The sequence below is a fragment of the Hymenobacter qilianensis genome, assembly GCF_014489555.1.
GTDB lineage: Bacteria > Bacteroidota > Bacteroidia > Cytophagales > Hymenobacteraceae > Hymenobacter > Hymenobacter qilianensis.
In genome coordinates this window covers 3,448,327-3,469,605 of sequence record NZ_CP060784.1, presented here as the reverse complement: position 1 = coordinate 3,469,605, position 21,279 = coordinate 3,448,327, and the positions used below count along the sequence as shown (strand labels likewise).

General features: G+C 51.6%; 19 protein-coding genes and 1 pseudogene. 9 read left to right on the top strand and 11 right to left on the bottom strand.

Features of this window, described 5'->3' with window-relative positions; genetic code table 11:
• The first annotated feature begins 340 nt into the window (after positions 1–340).
• The 3 genes from H9L05_RS15690 (at position 341) to H9L05_RS15680 (ending at position 4,585) form a co-directional block, all read left to right on the top strand.
• Positions 341–2,308 carry a DUF262 domain-containing protein gene (locus H9L05_RS15690; protein WP_187731736.1) on the top strand — a complete coding sequence of 656 codons (1,968 nt, stop codon included), beginning with the start codon at positions 341–343 and terminating at the stop codon, positions 2,306–2,308.
• Positions 2,305–2,916 (top strand): GmrSD restriction endonuclease domain-containing protein, encoded by a 612-nt coding sequence (locus H9L05_RS15685; protein ID WP_187731735.1) that lies wholly within the window; start codon positions 2,305–2,307, stop codon positions 2,914–2,916. Before H9L05_RS15690 ends, H9L05_RS15685 begins: the two co-directional genes overlap by 4 nt.
• Positions 2,917–3,019: 103 nt before the next feature.
• Positions 3,020–4,585, top strand: coding sequence for a hypothetical protein (locus tag H9L05_RS15680; RefSeq protein WP_187731734.1), 1,566 nt, complete (start codon positions 3,020–3,022; stop codon positions 4,583–4,585).
• Positions 4,586–4,728: 143 nt separating this feature from the next.
• On the opposite strand, the gene H9L05_RS15675 is transcribed toward H9L05_RS15680, so the two are convergent.
• The 4 genes from H9L05_RS15675 to H9L05_RS15660 form a co-directional block, all read right to left on the bottom strand.
• Positions 4,729–5,325, bottom strand: coding sequence for a recombinase family protein (locus tag H9L05_RS15675; protein WP_187731733.1), 597 nt, complete (start codon positions 5,323–5,325; stop codon positions 4,729–4,731).
• A gap of 281 nt (positions 5,326–5,606) precedes the next feature.
• On the bottom strand, positions 5,607–6,314 hold the full coding sequence (locus H9L05_RS15670; RefSeq protein ID WP_187731732.1) for a hypothetical protein: 708 nt from the start codon (positions 6,312–6,314) through the stop codon (positions 5,607–5,609).
• Between the two features lie 424 nt (positions 6,315–6,738).
• The gene (locus tag H9L05_RS15665; protein WP_187731731.1) at positions 6,739–7,890 is read right to left on the bottom strand and encodes a hypothetical protein; all 1,152 of its coding nucleotides are present in this window, start codon (positions 7,888–7,890) and stop codon (positions 6,739–6,741) included.
• 502 nt (positions 7,891–8,392) lie between these two features.
• Entirely contained in the window at positions 8,393–8,809 is a 417-nt protein-coding gene (locus H9L05_RS15660) for a helix-turn-helix domain-containing protein (RefSeq protein WP_187731730.1), read from the bottom strand.
• 472 nt (positions 8,810–9,281) lie between these two features.
• On the opposite strand from H9L05_RS15660, the gene H9L05_RS15655 reads away from it, so the two are divergent.
• From H9L05_RS15655 to H9L05_RS15645, 4 genes and pseudogenes are all read left to right on the top strand, one after another.
• Positions 9,282–9,779: a hypothetical protein gene (locus tag H9L05_RS15655; RefSeq protein ID WP_187731729.1), complete on the top strand. Its 498-nt coding sequence runs from the start codon at positions 9,282–9,284 to the stop codon at positions 9,777–9,779.
• 86 nt (positions 9,780–9,865) lie between these two features.
• A pseudogene (locus tag H9L05_RS26985) lies at positions 9,866–10,084 on the top strand (Arm DNA-binding domain-containing protein); the annotation flags it as partial.
• Positions 10,085–10,123: 39 nt separating this feature from the next.
• A complete protein-coding gene (locus H9L05_RS15650; RefSeq protein ID WP_187731728.1) occupies positions 10,124–11,290 on the top strand; it encodes a phage integrase SAM-like domain-containing protein in 1,167 nt (388 codons plus the stop codon).
• 216 nt (positions 11,291–11,506) lie between these two features.
• Complete coding sequence (locus tag H9L05_RS15645; RefSeq protein ID WP_187731727.1) at positions 11,507–12,151, top strand: hypothetical protein; 645 nt, start codon at positions 11,507–11,509, stop codon at positions 12,149–12,151.
• A gap of 372 nt (positions 12,152–12,523) precedes the next feature.
• On the opposite strand, the gene H9L05_RS15640 is transcribed toward H9L05_RS15645, so the two are convergent.
• Both H9L05_RS15640 and H9L05_RS15635 read right to left on the bottom strand, forming a co-directional pair.
• Positions 12,524–13,432: a bestrophin family protein gene (locus H9L05_RS15640; protein WP_187731726.1), complete on the bottom strand. Its 909-nt coding sequence runs from the start codon at positions 13,430–13,432 to the stop codon at positions 12,524–12,526.
• Between the two features lie 54 nt (positions 13,433–13,486).
• Positions 13,487–14,305, bottom strand: a complete 819-nt coding sequence (locus H9L05_RS15635; RefSeq protein WP_187731725.1) for a universal stress protein — start codon at positions 14,303–14,305, stop codon at positions 13,487–13,489.
• A 472-nt stretch (positions 14,306–14,777) separates the two neighbouring features.
• Here H9L05_RS15635 and H9L05_RS15630 point away from each other — a divergent pair, with 472 nt between their 5' ends.
• Both H9L05_RS15630 and H9L05_RS15625 read left to right on the top strand, forming a co-directional pair.
• Positions 14,778–15,602 (top strand): universal stress protein, encoded by an 825-nt coding sequence (locus tag H9L05_RS15630; protein WP_187731724.1) that lies wholly within the window; start codon positions 14,778–14,780, stop codon positions 15,600–15,602.
• A gap of 59 nt (positions 15,603–15,661) precedes the next feature.
• Positions 15,662–17,170, top strand: a complete 1,509-nt coding sequence (locus H9L05_RS15625) for a L,D-transpeptidase scaffold domain-containing protein (RefSeq protein ID WP_187731723.1) — start codon at positions 15,662–15,664, stop codon at positions 17,168–17,170.
• Between the two features lie 56 nt (positions 17,171–17,226).
• Here H9L05_RS15625 and H9L05_RS15620 read toward each other — a convergent pair whose 3' ends face one another.
• The 5 genes from H9L05_RS15620 to H9L05_RS15600 all read right to left on the bottom strand — a co-directional run bounded on the left by H9L05_RS15620 (position 17,227) and on the right by H9L05_RS15600 (position 21,209).
• On the bottom strand, positions 17,227–18,198 hold the full coding sequence (locus H9L05_RS15620) for an MlaD family protein (protein ID WP_187731722.1): 972 nt from the start codon (positions 18,196–18,198) through the stop codon (positions 17,227–17,229).
• Positions 18,199–18,277: 79 nt separating this feature from the next.
• Positions 18,278–19,054 (bottom strand): ABC transporter ATP-binding protein, encoded by a 777-nt coding sequence (locus H9L05_RS15615; protein WP_187731721.1) that lies wholly within the window; start codon positions 19,052–19,054, stop codon positions 18,278–18,280.
• Between the two features lie 28 nt (positions 19,055–19,082).
• Positions 19,083–19,421: a hypothetical protein gene (locus H9L05_RS15610; RefSeq protein WP_187731720.1), complete on the bottom strand. Its 339-nt coding sequence runs from the start codon at positions 19,419–19,421 to the stop codon at positions 19,083–19,085.
• Between the two features lie 48 nt (positions 19,422–19,469).
• Positions 19,470–20,225, bottom strand: a complete 756-nt coding sequence (locus H9L05_RS15605; RefSeq protein WP_187731719.1) for an MlaE family ABC transporter permease — start codon at positions 20,223–20,225, stop codon at positions 19,470–19,472.
• An 81-nt stretch (positions 20,226–20,306) separates the two neighbouring features.
• Complete coding sequence (locus H9L05_RS15600; protein WP_187731718.1) at positions 20,307–21,209, bottom strand: universal stress protein; 903 nt, start codon at positions 21,207–21,209, stop codon at positions 20,307–20,309.
• Between the last annotated feature and the right edge of the window lie 70 nt (positions 21,210–21,279).

Genomic DNA, 21,279 nt, shown 5'->3' with positions numbered 1-21,279 from the left:
TTTCTCTAATTAAAGATTCACATATTCCGTGTACTTCTTCTACATCCATAAAAGCCAGTTTTGATAGTAAGAACCGCTTGCAAGATAGGCGTAGGCTCAGCAATTTTCACAAGACCAGCCCACTTTCACGTCCCCCTTATAGCGAAATGTCGTCAGCCGTTTCCGGTAACTTAAGCCATTGAATAAATCCAATTTAGAATACCTCATACTGGCATAATTCAGCCCAATTTGATTACCCTCAATAAATAAATCGTATTTAATCTAAGGGGTATGCTTCCCAATGTCTAGGTTTGCTCAACCATGAAGCCTTGCGGCGTGGTTACGTATTAATTCTATCTTCATGGCCCAACGGAACCTAACTTACTCCATCCGCGGAATTTTCACGGATTGCTTGCCGGATCATCATGCTTCCCAGTACCTGATTGCTGCTTATCAGCGTGGTTACAAGTGGGAATCGGGCACTGCAGAAGCAGCTGCCCCCGTCTCTAACCAGCTGGGGGGGCCACCAGTTGGCCAGGTAGACAAGTTGTTGGCCGACTTGTGGCGGGCTTTTGAGGCACCTCGCCGGGACGGGATTCCGATCGATTACTACCTGCAATTTTTGACACTCAAACCCGCCCTGATGTCAAAGGGTCGGACGGCCCTAGAGGTTATCGACGGGCAACAGCGCCTTACTACCCTGAGCTTATTTTTTGCTGTTTTGCGGCAAACCCTTGGAGATGGAGCCGGAGCTGGATTTGCTTTTATTGAAAATTCAGGCCCGTCATCGGGATCAGCAGCCGGCAAATTAGAGTACGCTGTTCGGGACCACTTTCTAGAAGAGTTTGTGTATCAAGGTAATATTCATAAACTTTTAGAGGCGCCCTCATGGGAAGCGTTTCTAGAAGCTAGCTTCAACGTTACGAGCTTTGACTGCGACCAGCAGGACATTTTCTACCTATACAAAGCGGCCCATAAGATTAGCAGCTTTTTGCAGGATGAGCAGCGGCGGCCTAAGGCGGCGGCCTTTGGGCTGTACGTTGCTGACTCCTGCCGGTTGATTGCCAACGTAATTGAAGAAGAGATCAGCAGCGAGGACGTATTCAGCGATTTGAATAGCAACCGCGTGCCTTTAACGGACACCGAACTGGTCAAGGGGCTCTTACTGACCCGGGCCAGCCGGAGCGTCTCTTCTTCCTTTCAGCAGGTGCAGGAGCTCCGCGCGTCCCAAGGCCGCCAGTGGGACGAAATAGCTCGTTGGTTACAGCTGCCCGGGGTACGGGTGCTGTACGGCTTGAAAACGGAACATGCCCTATGGCAATTACTACGCCTAGTGGCCCTGCGAAAAGCGGCTCCTTTCCCCGCCGTTCGCTCCCTGGTTCCACACCGTGACGCGGCAGCAGGCCCTGGTTTTGCGCTCTATGAATTTTTTGAGTACCTGCTTAGCTTCGGAGCGCAGGCCCCCACCGCTGAGGATTGCTTCATCGAGCTGCAACTCTTGAGTGGGCTGCTTCACGATTGGTTCAATACTCCAGACATTCACAACCAATTGGGCGCGCTGCAGGCCAGCAAGCGATACGAGAAAAAAGGCGAGTTAATGGAGCGCATAACGGCCGAAGAACAACTGCTCGCCGGCGGTCCTCGTACTTTCTTGCGGCAAGAAATCGGCAAATTATCGTGCTTAAAAAGTGACCTAGCCGCCCTTTCTTACGATGCAGGTTCGGAGAAAGCATTCGATTTGCTGCTGTTACTGAACGTCTTTCCAGAAAGAAGCAAAGGGAACGACGATGAAAAAGCCGATAGCTATCCCTTTGACTTCGCCCGGTTTAGCGCTGAAAAGTGGAGCCTTGAACACATTTACCCACAACATCCTGCCTGGGCTGAAGAGCAAGCCCCGGTGGGGACACGCGAGTCCCTCCTCGCCCTCGCCGCCCAGGATTCGCAGCCGGCTGACCCGGCCATTGTGGAGTTGTTAATGCAGGAGACTTGGTCAGAAGAAGAAACACAGAAGCTGCAACAATACTTGCGTGCGGATAATCAATTGTTGCACAGCTTGGGTAATCTTGCCCTGCTCACCTCCGGTGACAACTCCAGTGTAAGCAACGCGCCTTTCGCTGAAAAGCGCCGACGCCTCATGCAGCGAGTACGCCAGGGCAGCTTTGTGGCGCCCCATACCTTTAGCGTTTTCAGTAAACTGATTTTATCAGAATCGACCTCACCCTTCGACTGGACGAAGGCCGACATCCGTGCGCATGCCACTTACCTCGACCAGCAACTCGCGCGACTGGTGCAGGAATTTTCGACGCCTTCTCTCACCCCTACTGCATGACAACAGGCTTTACACTACATCACCTTTTCACGTCTACTGAAACGGATCAGTTTCTAGTGCCCGAAATTCAGCGGGACTACGTGTGGAGCATACCTCAGCTGGACAAGCTGCTGGGTTCTTTGCGGGCAACTTTCGCCAAAGCGCAACGCCAGCCGGACCTACAGGTCAGCGGTACTGATGCTTTACCAGCGGTCGTGGACTCCTTTCTGGAGCATCACCGGCGCCAACGCTACAGCCACCACATGGGCTTCATTTATGCTTACCACGACTCTGCTTATACGGGGAAGGCCTTTTTGATTGATGGTCAACAGCGGCTGCTCTCTCTCTATTTGCTGCTGCTGGCTCGCGCCGTACAGGAAAATAAGCAAGACAGCTTTCAGACGAACTATCTGTCGGCGACTGGAAAAATACGACTAGACTATCGGGTACGGGCGGCCACGCACGACTTTTTGCAACGGTTTGTCCCCTTTGTCCTGGAAGCCTCCCCTCCGATCAGGCTATCGGAGGGATTGCAATTAAAGAAGCCATTAAGCAGCAATACTGGTACTTGCGAGCCTACGAGCAGGATCCTACCATTGCGCACATTCTTGACAATTATACCTACTTAATGAGTCAACCTCAGCAAGAAGGTCCGAACTATCATTTTCTGCAGCACTACGTGCGTTTTTGGTACTTCGATACCGGAGATCGTGCCCGGGGGAAGACTTGTATTTGTCCCTGAATTCTACCGGGCTTATTACGTCCACCGGTGAAAATCAGCGGGCCCTGCTCCTAGCCACGGAATCAAACCCCGAACTGAAGCAATCCTGGGGATTACAACTCGAGCAGTGGCAAGACTTTTTTTGGAAACACCGCGGCCAAAATCTCAATGCGGATCAGGGATTTAATGAGTTCTTTCGCTGGTTGCGGATTATCGCTCCTGCAATCGCGAACGAGCAGCAGGGGGCTGCTGATCTGATTAGCCAAGCGTTGCAGATTAAGGATACTCCGCGGGAGCTGCCAACGGGCTTTACGCTGCAAAACGCGGCCCGGCTTATGGAAGTGCTGCGTTTGCTGTTTCCGCTGCCTAATAGCAAGACCGTAGGGCTGGTGCCCAATGGGCTCCTCCCATTCTCTTGGCTGGCGCAAACTGGCCCTTTGGAATCGGCTAGGCTAGGCACCAGAGAGCTTTTCCGGCTACTCCCCGTCCTTGCGTACTGCATGGAACGAATCAAGCAGCAAGACGATAAGTGGGAACACCTGACGCGGGTTGCGCGCTATTTCTATAATGTGCAACGGCTGGACCGAGTAGGGCAAGCGGGCCTTCAGCCATTAGCTGATTTCTGCGCCGAAGCCACTTTGTTAGCGCAAGAGTTGGGGAAAACGGAAACAGGCGATATCACAGGCTTGATTGACATTGCGATCAGCCGGCGTATATCCTTGGCTTTGTTACCGGCGGAAGAAAAGCAAAAGCTTATGCTGTACCAACTGGCGGGAGCTGACCGCCCAGAGATGGAACACTTGCTCGGTCAGCTGGAAGATGATGCCTACAATCAGGGCCAGGTCGGTCACTTATTTATAGGCGATTCCTTAGCCACGACAAACCTGCAGAATGTGCAACGCGTCCACCAGCGCTATTTTGCCTTGGGATTGAACCGCTTATCAAACAGGCGCACACTACAGTCCTTGCTCTTACTGTGGGGAAACTGCACTGTACAAGACCGGGAAAGCTATCTCTATGAGCAGTATAATTATGGCGCTTGGCCGAACATCATTCGCACTACGGGAGGAGGTTTCCAGGCTTTCTTCTTGGACTTCCTGCACCAGGATGTAGACGTGGCTACTTACTACGAGCATAACAAACGAAAGTACTACGAAACGAAAACCACTGCGAAACTACTAGTGGATTCTAGCTTCGATAACCAGCTGCGTTTACTGGCTCTGCTCTTCGATTATTTCCAATCCTTAGAGCCAGAAACAGATAATATCTCGTTGTGGCTGAAAGGTGCACAAATAGGGTATTTCTATCCTGATTACATTGAAGGGCGCGATTATTCCCTGCCGGAAGACCAAGCAATCTTTGATGAACAAACCCTCCGATTTTGGAATGTTAGTAATCGTATGACTTCCGCCAATTACAAGGTCAAAGCTCTTTTACCTTGGGCGTACGAGCTTTTTAAAAAACACAATCCACAAGCTCTTTCTTACCGACAATTTTTGGATGCCCGATTAGAAGAAGTGGGTGCTAAGGTGGCACTTGAAGCGGACCTAATCAACATTTCCCAACTTCCGATATAAAATACAGCTTGAAGAAGTTGATTTTGACCTTCAAATGTCAATTGGGTGAAAAGAGCCGGCGCATATTTGTAATATGTGCTGTATCTAGACTGCCTTCATTAGCCGCACAAACTGGTTGGTTTAAGCCAACATAAATATGTTTATCAATGCTGTATAGTAACCTTATCACTACCCATTGAAACGCCCATCAAATCTAAATACCTGTAAACAGTCGCCCGACTAACCCCTAGCAATTTGGCAATATCCTCTACCCTATTATCCCTACGCAGGTAAAGGGTCTTGGCCGCTTCCGCTTTGCTCCGTGCTTCTTTACTTAGCCCTGGTGGTCGTCCCCCTTGGCGTCCTCGCGCCCGTGCCGCAGCCAGACCCGCATTCGTTCGCTCACGCGTTAGGTCGCGCTCGAACTCAGCGAGTGAGGCAAATAGATTAAACATCAACCGCCCTTGTGCCGAAGTTGTATCCAAATGGTCTTGCAAGCTTATAAATTGAATTTGCTTTTCCTGAAAGCCAGTAACCAGCTCGACAAGGTTCTTTAGCGAGCGTCCTAGCCGGTCTAATTTCCATACCACAAGCGTATCCCCTGAGCGCAGTTGTTCAACCAGACTACGTAGTGCTGGCCTGTCCTTCGCGGCCGAAGCTTTTTCTTCCACTACCTGTGTGCATCCATAAGACCGAAGTGCATCGAGTTGCAAGTGTAATTCCTGTTCTTGGGTAGAAACCCGAGCGTAGCCAAAAATCATAACCAAATCTTAGAAAGTCAGCACATGCCTTTACTGTGAGACTTTGTTTATTGAGACAGGAACTTAAGAATATGCTCCAGCTTGTTTAGAATATTTTGCAAGGCCTAACAGGCCGTCAGGTTGTCTTAAGAAATCGCTCGTTTTATGAGACATCTAAAAGCGCAATTCTTAGGATAAGAGTTGGTTTGAGTTGTTACTACCAAAATGAGAAATCACCCTTTTCTAATTCTGGCAGTAACAACTCAAGACCATACGTACAGCATTGATGCTCAGTAGAGAATTCAAGCAATGCGATTGGTTCGAAAACGCGCCTTGCGTTTGGGAGGCAGTTCCAGAAATACTGGTTCACCCTCCTCATGAAATTCGGTTAGCAAGTCACTAAAAGTATCTCGCAACCAGTATAAGTCTTTTAGCCGCTTATGGGCCTTGTTATCGGGCTCACGTAAGCCTGGATGGGACAGGTACTTCTCACTAGCCTCATCGAGTTCATCTATCCACGTTTCCAAGTCTTCTTCATCAAGCTCCTGTCCGTCCAGCTTGAGGCATTTCTTAATCAGAGTACTGTAAAGGCTATGCAAGGTTCTTATCTTCTCAGCCTCCTCTTCAGCTTCCTCCGCTGCTTCTTGCTTAAGCTGTGCTTCAATCCTAAGCTGCTTGAGCCGAATTACCTCTAAAGCGTGAAATTGCCGCTTGCGTTCTTCTTCGTTGGCTTGTTCCAACCGAGTTATTGATGATGGTGAACTTTCAGAAAGATTTACCTTCCCGTACAAGGGCATGTTTGATTCCACATTTCCTTCCTCCTCATCTTCATCCCAATCATCGTTTTCTGCATCCCACTCCTCATCTTTATCTTCCTCATCATTTACAGATTTACCGTCCAAATTATCGCGGCGATATTGAGCCTTGCAGGCATCCGAACAGAATTTTTTGTCGGCCCGGCCAGTAAATGGGTCGCCACATTGAGGGCACTCGCGTTCCTGTAGTTGCATGAGATTAATTAGTAGTGTAACCGTTTAGAACGGTATTGGCGTTAAGAACTTTATTCACATTTAGTTACGATTAACTTATCCGGTTATAACTGGTTACAACCGGTTAGTAGCCTTGTGAAAGCACATCAGCTACATCATTTAGGGTTGTTATTATTCTCCGTTATGAATCCATACTCCTCGGTTAAATGATTCGATTTTCTGGCCCGTTTTATTATCGTAAATAATGGCCTGGGCAACAGAATCGCCCCACTTTGCGACCAACTTCTTTAATCCTCGAATACCATATTCGCGCGGGTCATCTACCTCATAGCGGCCACTCGTATCGTAGGATTGGTAGGTTTTTTTCCATCCGTTATTCCAAACTATCCAGCACTTCGTTAGCCCTGTGCGTTTAGGGGAATGGGATGTGATGTATTCAGCGAGTTCATCGTGGGGAAATAGTTTTAAATGTTGATTTGGATACTCTATTGGCCACTTTTGCATAGAAGCAGTCTAAGGCTTTGGCATTTCCCAACCCTATAAGTATTCCTTCGTGGTACCTGATGAGTTGAACCGTGGATAAGGTGTGCACCCGCTCATGCGTTCTTATCTGGATTCCAGATGTTCTGTCAATAGTATTGCGTTGGCTTACCTCAGTGATAGCGAGGCGAAGAGCACGCACTACTTTGAGACTATGCTTGCGTTTGTTCACTTTCTTGAGCCAAGCCTCCGTTCCACGAAAGCCGCGCACATTTTCTGCATCAAAGTATCCAGAACCCGGTTTGTGCTGGCTATAAGGCAATGGTGCATACCGGTCGGGATGCAGTTGCAGGTGGTTTCGAACTAATTGCAGCCGCTGCAGCAAAGCGAGTTGAATGGCCTTCCAGTCGCACTTATCATAGTTATTAAAACTATGATAGACACCACTCCAAATAGCGTTCTTTGCCTGACGCTCCTGCTTTGGGCTCCATCTATGACTTGGATAAACTAAGGCTTTAGCAGCCTCCCAGAACTCAGTGACGAGCTTCATCTTCTTTAGCAGGACTTGATCATGAATGAATTCACCTACTGGTTGAAGTTCATTCGTGCCCGTTACCGGCGCGCCCCCTGCCCCATTTTTTTTTCGTTTAGTTGCCCTGCCGTTGCGGGCCTCCGTTTCCAGTAAGGGGTTTCTTGACTCGACTTTAGTTGGTAAGGCAACTCCTAACTTATCAACATTGGTTATTTCTATTTTAAGAGTTTCAAGTGTTTCTAGAACCTCAGTATCCGGAACTTTTTTACCGTTGGGAGTAGAAATAGGGAGGGTTTGAGTGCTACATGCGTCAGCCAGTTTTGCCGTTCCTGCCCCTTTAAAAGGTGTTTCCCATATTAGTTCGGGATTCATCCACACGTGAAAGCTTGCACGAGTACCACGAAATTTCTTTCTCACAATCGCACCTGACTTTATAAGCTGTGCTATGTGGTTGCGCAAGGCTCTGTCAGTGAGACCGCGCTTTTCCGACAGTTCACGACCGTTAACTTCTATGGGGGGAACGTCGGGCAACTCATTAGTATCTGTTGCGATAAATTGACCCCAATGCAGTGGGGTGGCCAGCATACGAATGGTCTGTACTCGGGCTCGTTGTAGCAAAAGCAGACAGGTAGTCTTAGCGCCGTCACAGAGAACCTTAGGTCGCGTGGTCACCGTTTTTGTCTGGCCATCCGACCCAACACGGGTATGCGTACGGGTCTGTTGCTCCTGATTTTGTCGCATGACTTTTAAGTGGAGTCTGAGTCGGGAATCCCGAAGGGATACTACTGTTGGAAGCATGGAAATAGGTTAAGGTTAGTGAAATGGCACGGAGACAGTTAGGGCGGGTCTTCCCAGGGCGGCCTCACGTACCGGACTGCAGTTGCAGGTCCTCCGCTATCCGACTGGCTTCGATGCCAGACTTCCCGCTTTGGCAGGCGCCCTCGATGGACTCGGATAATTTTCTATTTAATAGGGTTGAAATGTCCTGTTCAGCTATAGAATAGCTTATGCGCACTTCGCCCGTCTTGACCCCAGGGTCATTAAAATTTTAGTCGCCGCGTTTAGAGGAACCAGCCTTAAGCTGTCGCTACACTAATTTTAATGCCTCTCGAGAGGCCATGCGCATAGGTTCTTGTTGGCTGACATCCTTGATTGATTTCGGCAGCGGAGGTGCGGGTAACTGGCCAAGATCATAAGATTCGCCCCGCCCAAATGCCAGCAATGCTGGCCACGGTATTCTAGGCTCCGAAGGCGTAAACCACAAAGTGGGCAATTTGAGCTGCTGTCGCTTACTTCCAACTTTGATGACCTTTCCAGTCTTGACCCATCGTTGTACAGTGCTTCGGCTAACCTGCAGCCGCTCCATTACATCTTCAATAGTCAGCAACTCAGCTGCAACTGACTCTAGTTTTGCTGGACCTTTTGCTATAGCAGCGATGTGAGCCAACATGATGCGAAAGCATTCATCCATGTAACCAACGGTGGCTAAATCGTCGCGTTTCATGTGTGCAGCTTTGCGTTGAGGACGTCCATTAAATTTGGAGAGATAAAAATTGATGCAGAATCATTTAACTCCTCCCCGCTGCAAGTCTATTTCTGGCAATAGGTCCACAGGAATATTAAATTCAGGCAACCCATATTGTATTAAGGCCACCAAATGAGGAAGATTGATTGTACGCCCCTGACGCACGTGTATCAGATGCACAGCATTAGCATTATAGCCTGCGGTTATGGCAGAATTGATGGCTCCAGTAGGAAGTAACTCACATACCTCTGAGAACAACCTGTAAAACTTTTGCTTCTCAGTCATCATATGTTTAGTCGGTTTTAGCACCTCGTAAGCTAATTGTGTCTACTTTTAGGGGTTTTTCCGAGATGCATAACAAACATACTACAGGAATCTCAATTTTCGACACGTCAACGCGTTAAATTTAGACACAATATTAATTATCTCGCCTTAACTTGTTGTAAATCAATTGAAAAAAATAAGCAAAAAAAGCGCTAGCCTAGCTGAAAGAACAGAGTGGGACAAGCACTTCCTACTAATAATAGATGAAGTTAAATCAGCTTTCAACATCAAGTCCGACAGAGCAATGTGTCGGCAGCTGGGCATCCATGAAAATCTTATAAGCAGAGTACGCACTGGTATTCAATCGGTTCCAGCTACTGTATGGGACATACTCAATAAGCAATTAAGGACACCTGAGTATAAGGCGAAAGGATTTGGCGGCAGGGGAGTACTTCAAATTACAAGTGCAAGCAGAGTTCAAAACGAAGCATCTGTCTCAGACTCACCAGACACAGACGAATTCAAAAAAGACACAGGATTACAGCCGATTACTCAACCTTCATTACAAACAGAGTGTGCTAAGGATTTGGAGGTGGCCAACGAGATAATTGCCCTGCTTACTAGGCAACTAGCAGATAAACAGCGTACTATTCAATTGCTTTTGGAGCAAAACAACCAGAAATGAGGATTCGCTAGACCTGTGTCTACTCAAAGAATCTGCATCTTATATAGGAGTACTTATAAATCGAATAATATTTGTTCAGTGATTTAATGGAAATCACCCGCCAACTTCGGCTTGACCTCTTAACAAAAAAAGGCTTTGCCCCTATTCAAGTGACTTTCTGCTGGGATGGCCAGCGGTTGCGCAAAGGCTCAGGGGAGAAGTGTGAGCCACGTCATTGGAACCGTAAGCGAGAGGAAGTAAAGCCCGCTACTGGAAACTTTGCAGCCGAGATCAATTTAGTTTTAGACTACTATACACAGGCAGCGCAGGCAGCCTATAAAGCCACAGCCGAATCCAGATTATCTTTGGACAAAGCGCAGATGGGCGCAGAAATAGCCCGACGCTACGCTCTGCTCACTATCGGTGAAGAAGCGCAGGCGGAGAGTCATGAGGTGCTGCCGCTGCCTGAAGTGGAATTAGCTCCGCCTAGTCTGCTTGACTATTATGACCAATGGTTGGGTGAGCAAACTCGCAAAACCTCTAACCAAACAGGCAAGGGACTAAGTAAGTCCTATCTAGACAGCCTTGCCAACAGTAGGGCTGTACTGGCGGACTTTACCGACCAGACTGGGGAGCTTCTGACATTTCAAGGAGTCGACCACGCTTGGTACAGCAGGTTCAGTGAGTTTTTCTATAAGGGTGAGTGGGGTACATCTGTCAATACCTTCGGCAAGCACATGCGCCACATCAAGTCCTTTCTAGCCTGGGCTGAAGACCATGAGTTACCGGTTAATCGTAAATACCGCAAATTTGAGGCACCCGACCAATACATTGGAGCCGATGCCCTTACCCAGGAAGAGTTGCTGCGCCTGGCTGCCGTGGACTTCCGCACAGAGGCGGCCCGCGCCTACGTGCAAGAACATTTTGAGAGTTTAAACCCAGCGTTACGGGCCCAGGCTGACACCAAGAAAGCCATGCGTCTCAGTCAGGCCGACCCGCATCGCGTAGCCGAGCGGCTACGCATGTTAGAGTGGGCGCGCGATAAGCTACTTGAGTGCTGCTATTTTGGGCTGCGCATTTCAGATGCCGACAAGCTCAGCCCACGCCAGGTTCAGGCAAACGGTGATCTAGTGCGCCTACGTGCAACCAAAACGCGCAAGGAATGCTTCATTCCTTACTTCGACGACGACGTGTTTAAACCCGTGGCCCTAGTGGAGAAATATGCCCCGCTGGGCCTGCCCACCTGCTTACCAGTAGTGAACGGTCTCTCCGACTATCTGCCGCATGTACAGCGGCTAGCTGGATTCACCCGCTTCAAGCTCACGAGCAAAGTGGGTCGCAAAACCTTCGTTACCCTCAAGATTAGCCAGGGAGTGCCACGCGCTCAGGTTATGCAGGCTACTGGCCACCGCACCGAGTCCAGCTTCAACCGCTACCTTGGTGTGGTGGAGTTAGAACTCATTGAAACCTTTCGTAAAACAGCACGCACAGTGGCAGAAAACAGTGGCACGAAACTGCATAAGGTCGCTTAAACCAGCTTAATGTAGAAGTTTAAAACTATCCTATTCGCGCGTAGAGGCAATATTAGCAGGCAGCTTCAAGCTCCGCTAATCATCATAAAGTCCCGTCCGGACCGCAGCAATGCGAGATAAACCCCTATAAGTCAAGTACTTATAGGGGTTTTTTCTTTGCGGAGGACACCAGCGGGGACAGATTCAATCTTATCTTTTATAATCTAACAACTGGTTATGCCCAAAATCTATAAATACATCAGTTCGCAGTTTGCAGGCGCAATGCTTGATTCGGGCACTATCAGAGTAGGAACAATATACAGCTACAGAAAAGACGAAAATATTGAGGTTGGGGATTCTGGAGAAGGAGTACTAACAGTTGAAAGACGATTACCTGATTTTACAGGAGCTAATGTTTCAAGCAAGGATATTCCGGCGGGTGTTTTCCCTGTTTTCTTTTCTGAAGGCACGACTTTCAGCAAAGTCATTATTCAGGATAACTACGTTCACAACGACAGGAATTATCCTGATGTATATATTTATTGTACCACGAAGGAGCCGAATAAGGACGTGATGAAATCGTTCGGCGCTGACACCTGTGTAGAGATAGCGGACAACCATAAATTCCACACGCTTATTGCGGAAGAAATGATGTATAGCAAGAAGCTCATTCATGGCCTCTATTTGCATAAATCCTGCATTTATGAGGGCCGAATAGTTACGAGGGACAGCTTAGATAACTATTGGATGAAGGAACCACGTCATATACATCAACGTGAGGTTAGACTTGTTATGCCTCCAAAAGAAGTAGGCTCTACAATAGAACCAGTGTTAATTTCAAATCCAGATATAGGCAAGCTCTGCTCGATCTATAAGTTTTAGCACAACGCCCCGGGCGTTGTGCTCTATCGGAAAAACGATTTTAAGCCTTTTTACGGGCCGCAGGGCGTTAACAACTAAGTAGTCGTCCATTGGTTCAATTGAAGCGCGTATCTGCTCATTTATAGCCCTACGGTCCGGGGTGTCGAATGGCCTGCACTTCTCCGGCTTTGGCGGTTTGGACTCCTTCTCCGGGCGTGAAGCCTTACCCTGTCGGATGAAATGTAAGCATGGCTTTTCTGTTTGCCCCGTAATTCGCAGACTAATTCATTAGTCCATAGCGGCGCCGTCGGAATAATGATCTGACGGCGTGTGGGGCAAAAGTACAGGCTGAAAGCGGGCTTGAGAAGCGCACTTTGTAGCCTCTCACTCACATTACATAGTACGCATCAGCCTGGGGGCATTTTCCTTCGGCAGATTTTTGTCGCCAATCATCTGCTTCAGGTTCACCTCAATGGTGCGGGCAATGGCCGTCACGGGAGTATCGGTGGGCTTGCCTTCGAAGGGGTCCTGCAGGTGAATAGCCATCTTCTCGATCAGGAAAAACGAGGATGAGATGGCTACCACCATCAATACCTCCAGCACGCCGAATATCTCCAGCAGAGCAAAGGGCAGCAACATCACAAAAAAGAACAGGGAGAAGTGAGTGTACAGCGTGTAAGTCACCGGAAAAACGGTGTTTTTTATCCGCTCACACTTGCCCATAGAATCGGTCAGCCGGGTTAGGGTGGCATCGAGTTCTACCTGCTGGTAGCTGTTCACCCAGCCCTCGTTCAAGGCGTAGCGCAGATCCCGGGCATGCAACTCCAGCAACGCGTTGGGAATGTTATCGTGTTTAGTGATAAAAGCAAGTTCCTCGGGCTCCAGATAGCGGCGGATTTTCTCTACATCCATCTTACCGCGCAGGGCCATGCCGAGGCTGTAGCTCCAGGCAATTTGCCGGTTTGTGAAGCGCTCCACCCAGGCGTGGACTTCCTGCGGAGCGTAGGGCGCGTCGGTGAAGCAGAGCACCTGGCGGATCAGGGAGCGTGAGTCGTTCACAATTGCCCCCCACACAATGCGAGCCTCCCACCACCGGTCGTAGGCCTGGTTCGACTTAAATGCCAGCAGCAGCGAAAGCACCGTGCCGAGCACCATGGGAACGCTCAGCGGCAAGGTGAGCGACATGACATGAAAAAAATGATCTTCTACCGCGATTAACGTGGCGTAGACGAATACAAACAGAACTTCCTTCTGTATTTTCCCAAAGACGTAGCTAAGCGGGATTTTGGTCTTTAATAACATAAAATGCTCGTTACTAAGCGTTAGCAAAAATGCATGGGCAAGGATTGGCGCTCGCTACGCGACCGAAAGGCAAGGCACTTTCGTGTTGATGGCTTTATCACGGACGCTGCGGCTGCGCCCTACGCGCAGGTAGTCGAGCATGCTTCGCTTTTTGCAGGTAACGACCAGGTCTACTTCAAACTCTTCGATAAAGGAAACCACGCCGGTCGTCAGGTCGCGCTGCTGCTGCAGGTGCACGGCAAACTCGACGCCCTGCAGCACGGGGGCCGCATATAGCTCATCCAGCGCCTGCTTCAGCTTGACCGTGCTGGTGCCGGGAGCAAACACCAGCAGGAACGTAACGTGGTAATCCTTCCGGCACAGCAGGTCCACCAGCGCTTTGTCGGGCAGGGTATTCGTACGGACTTCCGCATCCAGCACAAAGGCAATTTTGCGGAACTGAGTGGTTTCAAAAAACTCGGGGATGTATAGAACCGGAAAGGGAATATCCTGCACCAGACTGCTGAAATGACGCATTGCCTCCGATGGGTTCGTCAGCGATACGGGACTCATTATCAGATCAATCTGATTGTCGATGACGAAATTCTTGATCGTCAGGGAAGTATCGCAGCAGAGATGAACTACGCGAATACTATGTATCTCAAGGGCGTAGGATTTTTTCAGCCGCTCCAGGGCCTTCTTAAACTCTGCATCGGGCTCGCGAGCTTTATCAGCCTCACGCGGCAATAGCAGCAGCTCGGTAATAGAGTCGGGTAAAGGCGTATGGTGCAACAGGATAATCTCGCAGGTTTCCCCTTTTAGCAGAGTGAGTGCGTGCTTAACCAGATTCAGGGAGTACAGTGTCAGCTCGGTAGGAATTACTATTTTTTTCATATAGGTGTTCTTGGTTTGTTGCTAGACTGGCCTCCCAGAATCCAGACAAAGCAAAAACGCTCCTATTAAAGTGATATTAAGAAGAAATTATAAGGACGTTAAAGCTCAACCGTAGCGAACAATATGTGTCTGTGACTTGGTGTAAATAATTGATTGTCTGGTCATTGAGTTATATAGCAGGAGGCTTTTATTAAAAAAAATTAATGTATATACATCAGTATATAGGCGATTTTTTGACTGGTAACCCAGGGTAATTATCACTTAAGGCTGTGCAATACGAGGAAAAACCAGAAGGAAAAGACAAGGAAAACCCCGGCAAAAAACAGCATTCTACTAACGTGAGATAAGTCATTTATTCCCTTGACGATCATCATTTTACAGGCAGAATAAATTGCCGATCTTTAAATAACAGTCAACTCCTGGTCAACTCCTGCTCTGCTCCACTTTCTTCGCTCAAGCAAACCTATTGGCTATGCAACCGACATTCGTAGTTATGACCGATTTGTCGCGCTCCGCTGAGGCGGCGCTGACGTATACCACCCGACTCGCCCAACGCTTGGATGGGCGCCTGGTGCTGCTGCATGTTTTTCTGGACCCGGTGCTCGAACCGGAGGTATCGATGGTAGCGGCGCCTATTCTGGTGACCAGCCGCCAGGAAATCATGACGAATATGGTACAGCGGGCCAGCACGTTGCCTGTTCCGACCGATACCGAAGTAGTTGTTGATGTGCTAAGTACGGCATTAGCCAACGTGGTGCAGCAACACCACCCTTTGCTGCTGGCACTGGGGCGGGAAGAGCCCGATAATGTGCTGGACCGACTGGTGGGCAACCGTGCGCTTCCCATCCTGCAGGATGCGCATCATCCTCTGCTGCTGGTGCCTGAGAGCTACCACGAAACGGAGCTGCCCCAGCGTATCGTGGTAGCCACCGATGCGCATCCTTTTACGCTAAGCGCGCCTTCGCTTGAATTAGGTGAGCTGTTTGAGGCGCTGCAGCCTACAACCACGGTGGTGCACGTCACCTCCGGATCTGGTCCTTCGCAGGCGGAAGTGGGGCTGGCTTCGGTGCAACGCACGGGATTATTCGGTAGGCTTACCAGTAATAGCCTGTACGAGGTGTGCGAAGAAGCGCCGGCCGACGGCATTCTGCACGCCGCATCGGAGCTGAAGGCCCAGCTTATCGTGATGCTGGCGCGGCCGCACACCTTCCTTGGGGGGCTTTTTCACCGCAGTATCACGGCCCAGATCCTGCGCCGCAGCCCGGTGCCCGTGCTGGTGTTGCCTACTACTAAATAAGGGTAGGCCAGCAGTTTTCGGCCAACTCCTACCTATCGGCTTCATCCCTAACCCTGACTATGCATATATACCGGCGCTGGTTTCTGGCCTTGCTGCTCACGATGCCGCCCTCCCTGCGGGCAGCTCCAGCTCCGAACGCGTATACCGGGGGCAATAATACCAGTGCGGAGGTCAGCCAAACCGCACCGAAAGCGCTAGCCGCCCGCATTCAGGGTCTGCTACGGCCTAAAGCAGCGTGGGCTCAGCATCAGCAGCCCGCAATTGACCCAAAAGAAGCCCGCAGTTTTTACACAAAGCGCCGTTTTGTGCCGGCCTGGAGCACCAGCCAGCAGCCTAATGCCACTGGTCGCGCTGCCCTGGCGTTTCTGGCCGGGGCCGAAGACTATGGCTTGCAGCCCAGCGCCTATCATGCGCCGGCCCTAGTAGCCCTCACCGATTCGCTGACCTGGCCCACGTCCGTTGTGCGCAAGCAAGCTCAGCAGGCTCGCTTTGAGGTGTTGCTCACCGATGGCTTGGTGCAGTTTGCCAAGCACCTGCGCCGGGGACGGCTACACGCCTTTGTACCGTCGCCCTTGGAAAAGGTGGAAGGGCCGTTTGACCCGGTTGCATGGGTAAGCCGCGCCCTCGAAGCGCCCGACTTTGCGGCGGCGCTGCTGAGTTGCCAGCCCCGCCACCGCGAGTACCAGCAGCTCCAACAGGCACTGGTCCGGTGGCGGCAGCACCCCAAAGGCCCTGATTCTATTGCGCGGCAACGACGAGCGGAGCAGATAGCCCTCACCCTGGAGCGCTGGCGCTGGGATGCCATTCCCGATTCGACTTACGTGCTGATAAACCTGGCCGCCTACGCTATGGAAGTAGTGGACAATGGCCGTGTACGCCAAACCCACCGCCTCGTGGTGGGCCGCTCCGAAAGCCCCACTCCCACGCTTAGCAGCCGGCTGACTTCCTTTACGGTGGCGCCGGAGTGGCACGTGCCTCACAGTATTGCCACCACTGAAATACTGCCTTACCTGCAGGAAAACGCCAAATATCCGTCAGAGCACGATTTTTTGGCCGAAAACAACTACTCCCTCTACGATGCCAAAGGCCGCCGCGTAGATCCGGCTACGGTGAAGTGGCAACACGTGACCGCCAAGAACTTTCCTTATAGTATTCGGCAGAATCCGGGGTGCGGCAATACGCTGGGCAACATCATCTTTCGCTTTGCCAACCCCTATTCCGTGTATCTGCACGCCACCTCCGAAACCAGCGACTTTGAGTTGGCCAACAGAGCCTTGGGGCACGGCTGCCTGCGCACGGAGCGCCCAATGCAACTGGCCGCCTATCTGCTCGGCCCCGACAGCAGCAGCGTAGCACTACCTTCGGAAGCTGAATGCGAAGCCGCCCCCAAGCCGCGCACCATTACACTTCGGCGCCCGATGCCCTTTTATGTGCGTTACGCTACGTGCGCCGTTGTGGCGGGCGAGCTCAAGTTCTACCCCGATATATACAGCCGCGACGAAGCTTTACGGCGACAACTATTTGCCCCCCAGCGCAGCCCGCGCTTACCAACAGCCCCGATTGAGTAAAGCTTCCTACTTTTTCAACCTTGTTCGGGTAGTGACTAAACTACATCCAACCGTTTCTAAGGCGTGGCGGCTTGGGCTTGTTTCTTTTGCTGACGGCGAAAGTAGCCACGCAGCAGGAAATTGTGCTGCAAAGCTTCCATGCTTTGGTTGAAGCCCTCGGTTCCATTTTCCACGTTTTGCAGTGTTCGGCGCAGCTGCTGGCTCATAGCGGTATCAACCAGCAAGGTATTGAGGGGACCACCGCTGGTTTGCACCTGCTGTTTAAGAGATGCCATCGTTGCGGCTAGCGTGTCGGAGGAGTTGGCGAGCTGGCGCGTGGTATAGCGCATCCGGCCGGCGAAGGCTGTGTCGGTAAGCAGGTAACCTGCCGGGCCGCGTCCTTGGCGCACGTCGTTGGTGATATTCTGCAGATCGACGGCGGAAGCCTGCAAAGCGGCCGTCGCGCTGGCAGCGCGGCGTAGCGATGCGCCCAGATTTTCAGCCAATTGCTGGTCGTCCAAAATCTGCCAGAGGGCCTTGCTGCTATTGAGTTTGCTCGTAATCTGGCGCAGATCCTGCGTAATGCCCACCAGGTTTTTGTTCGACACGTCGAGTGTGCTGAGCATATCGGCCACGGCCAGGGGCTTTTTAGTAAGCAACACGTCGCCGGGCTCAATGGGCGGAGCGGGCGCAGCCACGGCAGTCAGGTTCACAATCGTATTCCCCACCAAGCCATCGGTACCAATGGAAGCCACAGCATTCTTCTTTACAAAAGGCTGCACATCGCGGTTCAGGTGCATAATTACTCGCACCGTGCTGTCGTTCTGAATATGGATGCGGCGCACGGTGCCAACGTCGATGCCGGCCAACCGCACGTTGTTGCCGATCAGCAGACCCGATACATTACGAAAATCGGCCATCACCTCCAGCGACGACCCAAACAGGTTCTGCTTGCGCCCCAGCAGAAACAGAACCGCCATCAGGCAGCCCACTCCCACAGCCACAAATAAGCCCAGGCGAATATTATTACTGGCGGTAGCTTGCGGCATCTTACTTAACGGTTAATGATAAAACGGGAGCCTTGAATACCTGATTTTAATAGCTGGGGGGCTTTTTTAACGGGATGCGTCAGACGAAAAACTCGCGCACAATTGGATCGTCCAGCTGCTGCAGTTCCTGAAACGTGCCCTCGGCGTAGCAGCGCCCCTCCACCAAAAGAGCTACCCTGTCGGCGGTGAGGCGCACACAATTCATATCGTGCGAGATGATGATGGAGGAGGTCGTGTATTTCTGCTGCACCTCGCGGATGAGCTGGGAAATTTCACGCGCCGTTATCGGGTCGAGGCCCGTGGTGGGCTCGTCGTACAGAATAATTTCGGGCGGAATGATGAGGGTGCGGGCCAGAGCAATGCGCTTGCGCTGCCCACCCGATAGCTCGGCCGGCATCTTATCGATTGTTTCGACCAGCCCCACGTCGTCGAGCGCCTGCATCACCATACTTTCCTCCTGCCCCCGCCGGTCGGCCATCCAGTGGCGTCGGAGAGGGAAAAGCAGGTTTTCGCGCACTGTCATGGAGTCGTAGAGGGCGTTGCTTTGGAAGAGAAACCCCACTTTGGTTCGCAGCTGGTCCAGCTCATCGTGGCCCAGAGCACCCACCTCCTGACCCAGCACGGTAATGCGGCCCGCATCAACGGGCAGCAAGCCAATAATACACTTAATAAGCACTGACTTACCAGAGCCCGACTTGCCCAGCACCACCAGATTCTCGCCCCGGTGCAGGGTAAGCGAAAAATCCTGCAGCACGTGGTTGTCGCCAAACGACTTGCTCACGTGCTCCACCGTGAGCACCTCCTCGGCAGGCGAGGTGGCAGTAGCAGCTGACAATGGGGCAGAATCAGGAAGCATGGGAATACAAGAACAAGAGTTCAATTAGCTATTTGAGTAGCTGGTACGCTGTTATCATGGCACTAATCAGCACCAGAGAAGTATAGATGAGTTTGGTGTTTTTGGCCAGCCAGTTAGGCAGGTAAATATCGAAATTATCGGCCGCCGATTCGGAGTATTGCCGGGCCAATATCGTCAGCGGACAGAAGAAGTTGAATCCCAGGAGTACCAGCCCTTCCAGCGCTATTAGGCCGTAGCCCAGCCAAAGCCAGTGGTTCAGCCGGCCGGTAATGGCCGCGTAGAGCAAGTAAAAAATAACGACGTTGAAAAACAGCCATATCAGCGTGTGCAGCCCTTTTATGAGACTCAGTGCCAGATGTTTATTCATGGCCTTGATAACAAGCGTGATAACAATACCTAAAGGGCTACCTCTGGCTCAGTTGAGACCCAGGGCGCTGGTTATCTGAACGGCCAGCAAATCGAGCAGAAAAATGACGAGCGACGAGACGACTACCGCCGAGTTGGCCGCCCGCCCCACGCCCTCCGTTCCCTTGTTGGCGTTGTAGCCTTTGTAGCAGCCGATTATACCGACGGCAAAGCCAAAAAAGAAGGTTTTGATTACCGCGGGCACTACATCGCCGAAGGTCAGTGTAGAGATGATATTGTTGGTAAACAGGGCCAGCGTGGTGACACCTTTCAGATTGATGCCGATATAGGCTGCGTACAGGGCAATGGCGTCGGCGAGCAGGGTGAGTATCGGTAGCATGAGCGTGGTGGCCAGCACACGTGTGACCACCAGGTACTTAAACGGGTTGGTACCAGCTACTTCCATGGCGTCAATCTGCTCAGTCACGCGCATCGAGCCCAGCTCGGCCCCGATGCTGGAGCCGATTTTGCCGGCAAAGATCAACGCCGTGATAATGGGGCCCATTTCGCGGACAATGGTCAGCCCCACCATGGTCGGAATCCAGGACTCAGCCCCAAACTGCGCCATGGTGGGCCGGCTTTGCAGGGTGAGCACTATACCCATGATAAATCCTGTAATGCCTACCAGCGGCAGCGACTGATACCCAACAACGTAGCACTGATACAGCAGCTCCTGCACCTCGTAGCGGGGCCGAAAGCCATGACGAAAAAACCGCCAGGCGAAGTTTGTAATGGCCCCTGTTTCGGCAAGGATCGTACTGTTCATCACATTGCGTTAGTCAGTAAAACCAAGGTAGCATGACCGGAAGCCCCCAGCGGGCTTCAGCAGCTTCATCCAGCACTTAATCTACTCGAGCGCGGATTTGGGGCGGTCTGTGGTGGGCAGCAGCAACACGGGCACCGTACTGATACGCACGACTTCGGCCGACACTCCCAGGTTGAAAATGCTGGTCAGCAAGGTGCGCGGCCGGGCCAGAATCACCACCATATCGGCCTGAATATCAAGGGCAGCCTGCACAATGCCTTTGCTGCGCGGCTGCGAACGAATTTGATAGGTAGTGCACTTGACCTCAGCGGGCAGCAGCCCGCTCTGGCGCACAGCGGCCTCCGCCTTGCTGATGCCGCCATCGGAGGGGTCTTGGGGCGTTACGATATGCACAATGGAATACTGCGCCGACCAGCTCTCCAGCACCGACCGAAATGCCAGGGAAGAGTCGGCTAGCTCAAAGGCTTCGCCATCGGCGGCCACGGCCACCAGCCGGGGCAGCGGCAGCACGGGGTCCTGGGCAACATCAGTTTCTTCCGGAACCAGCAGGAGCGGCAGGCCAGTCTGCCGCAGCGCGGGCAGAGCCTGGTTCATCAGCATCTCATCGAGCAAATCATGCTCCGCGGCCAGACCCATCACGAGCAGCTGAGGCTGCCACCGGCCGATTAGCTCCCCCAACACATCGTGCAGATTCCCGGCTTCACTCTCCACAATGGCTGGGGCAGGCAGGTGCCGGGCCAGCGCTGCCAGCGCGTCCAGCGTATCGCGGCGCTCTTGCCGGTAATACTGCTCCGGAATGGTAACCAAGCCCAACTCAGGTTCGAGCGTCGGCATATTCTCCATATGCAGCAGGATTACCTGACCATTGGCGGCGGCCGCCAGAAGCGCCGTCAGATAAACAGCCCGCTGCGACCTGGGGACAAATCGGTGAGTACCAGAAAGGAAGGTTCCATGGCGGAGACGGAAAGAGTTGACCGAAAACACTGCGTTTAAAGCTCCTGGATGTGGCGCGGTTTAGCAATGACAAATGGCATTTTTCAAGATGACTCTTATC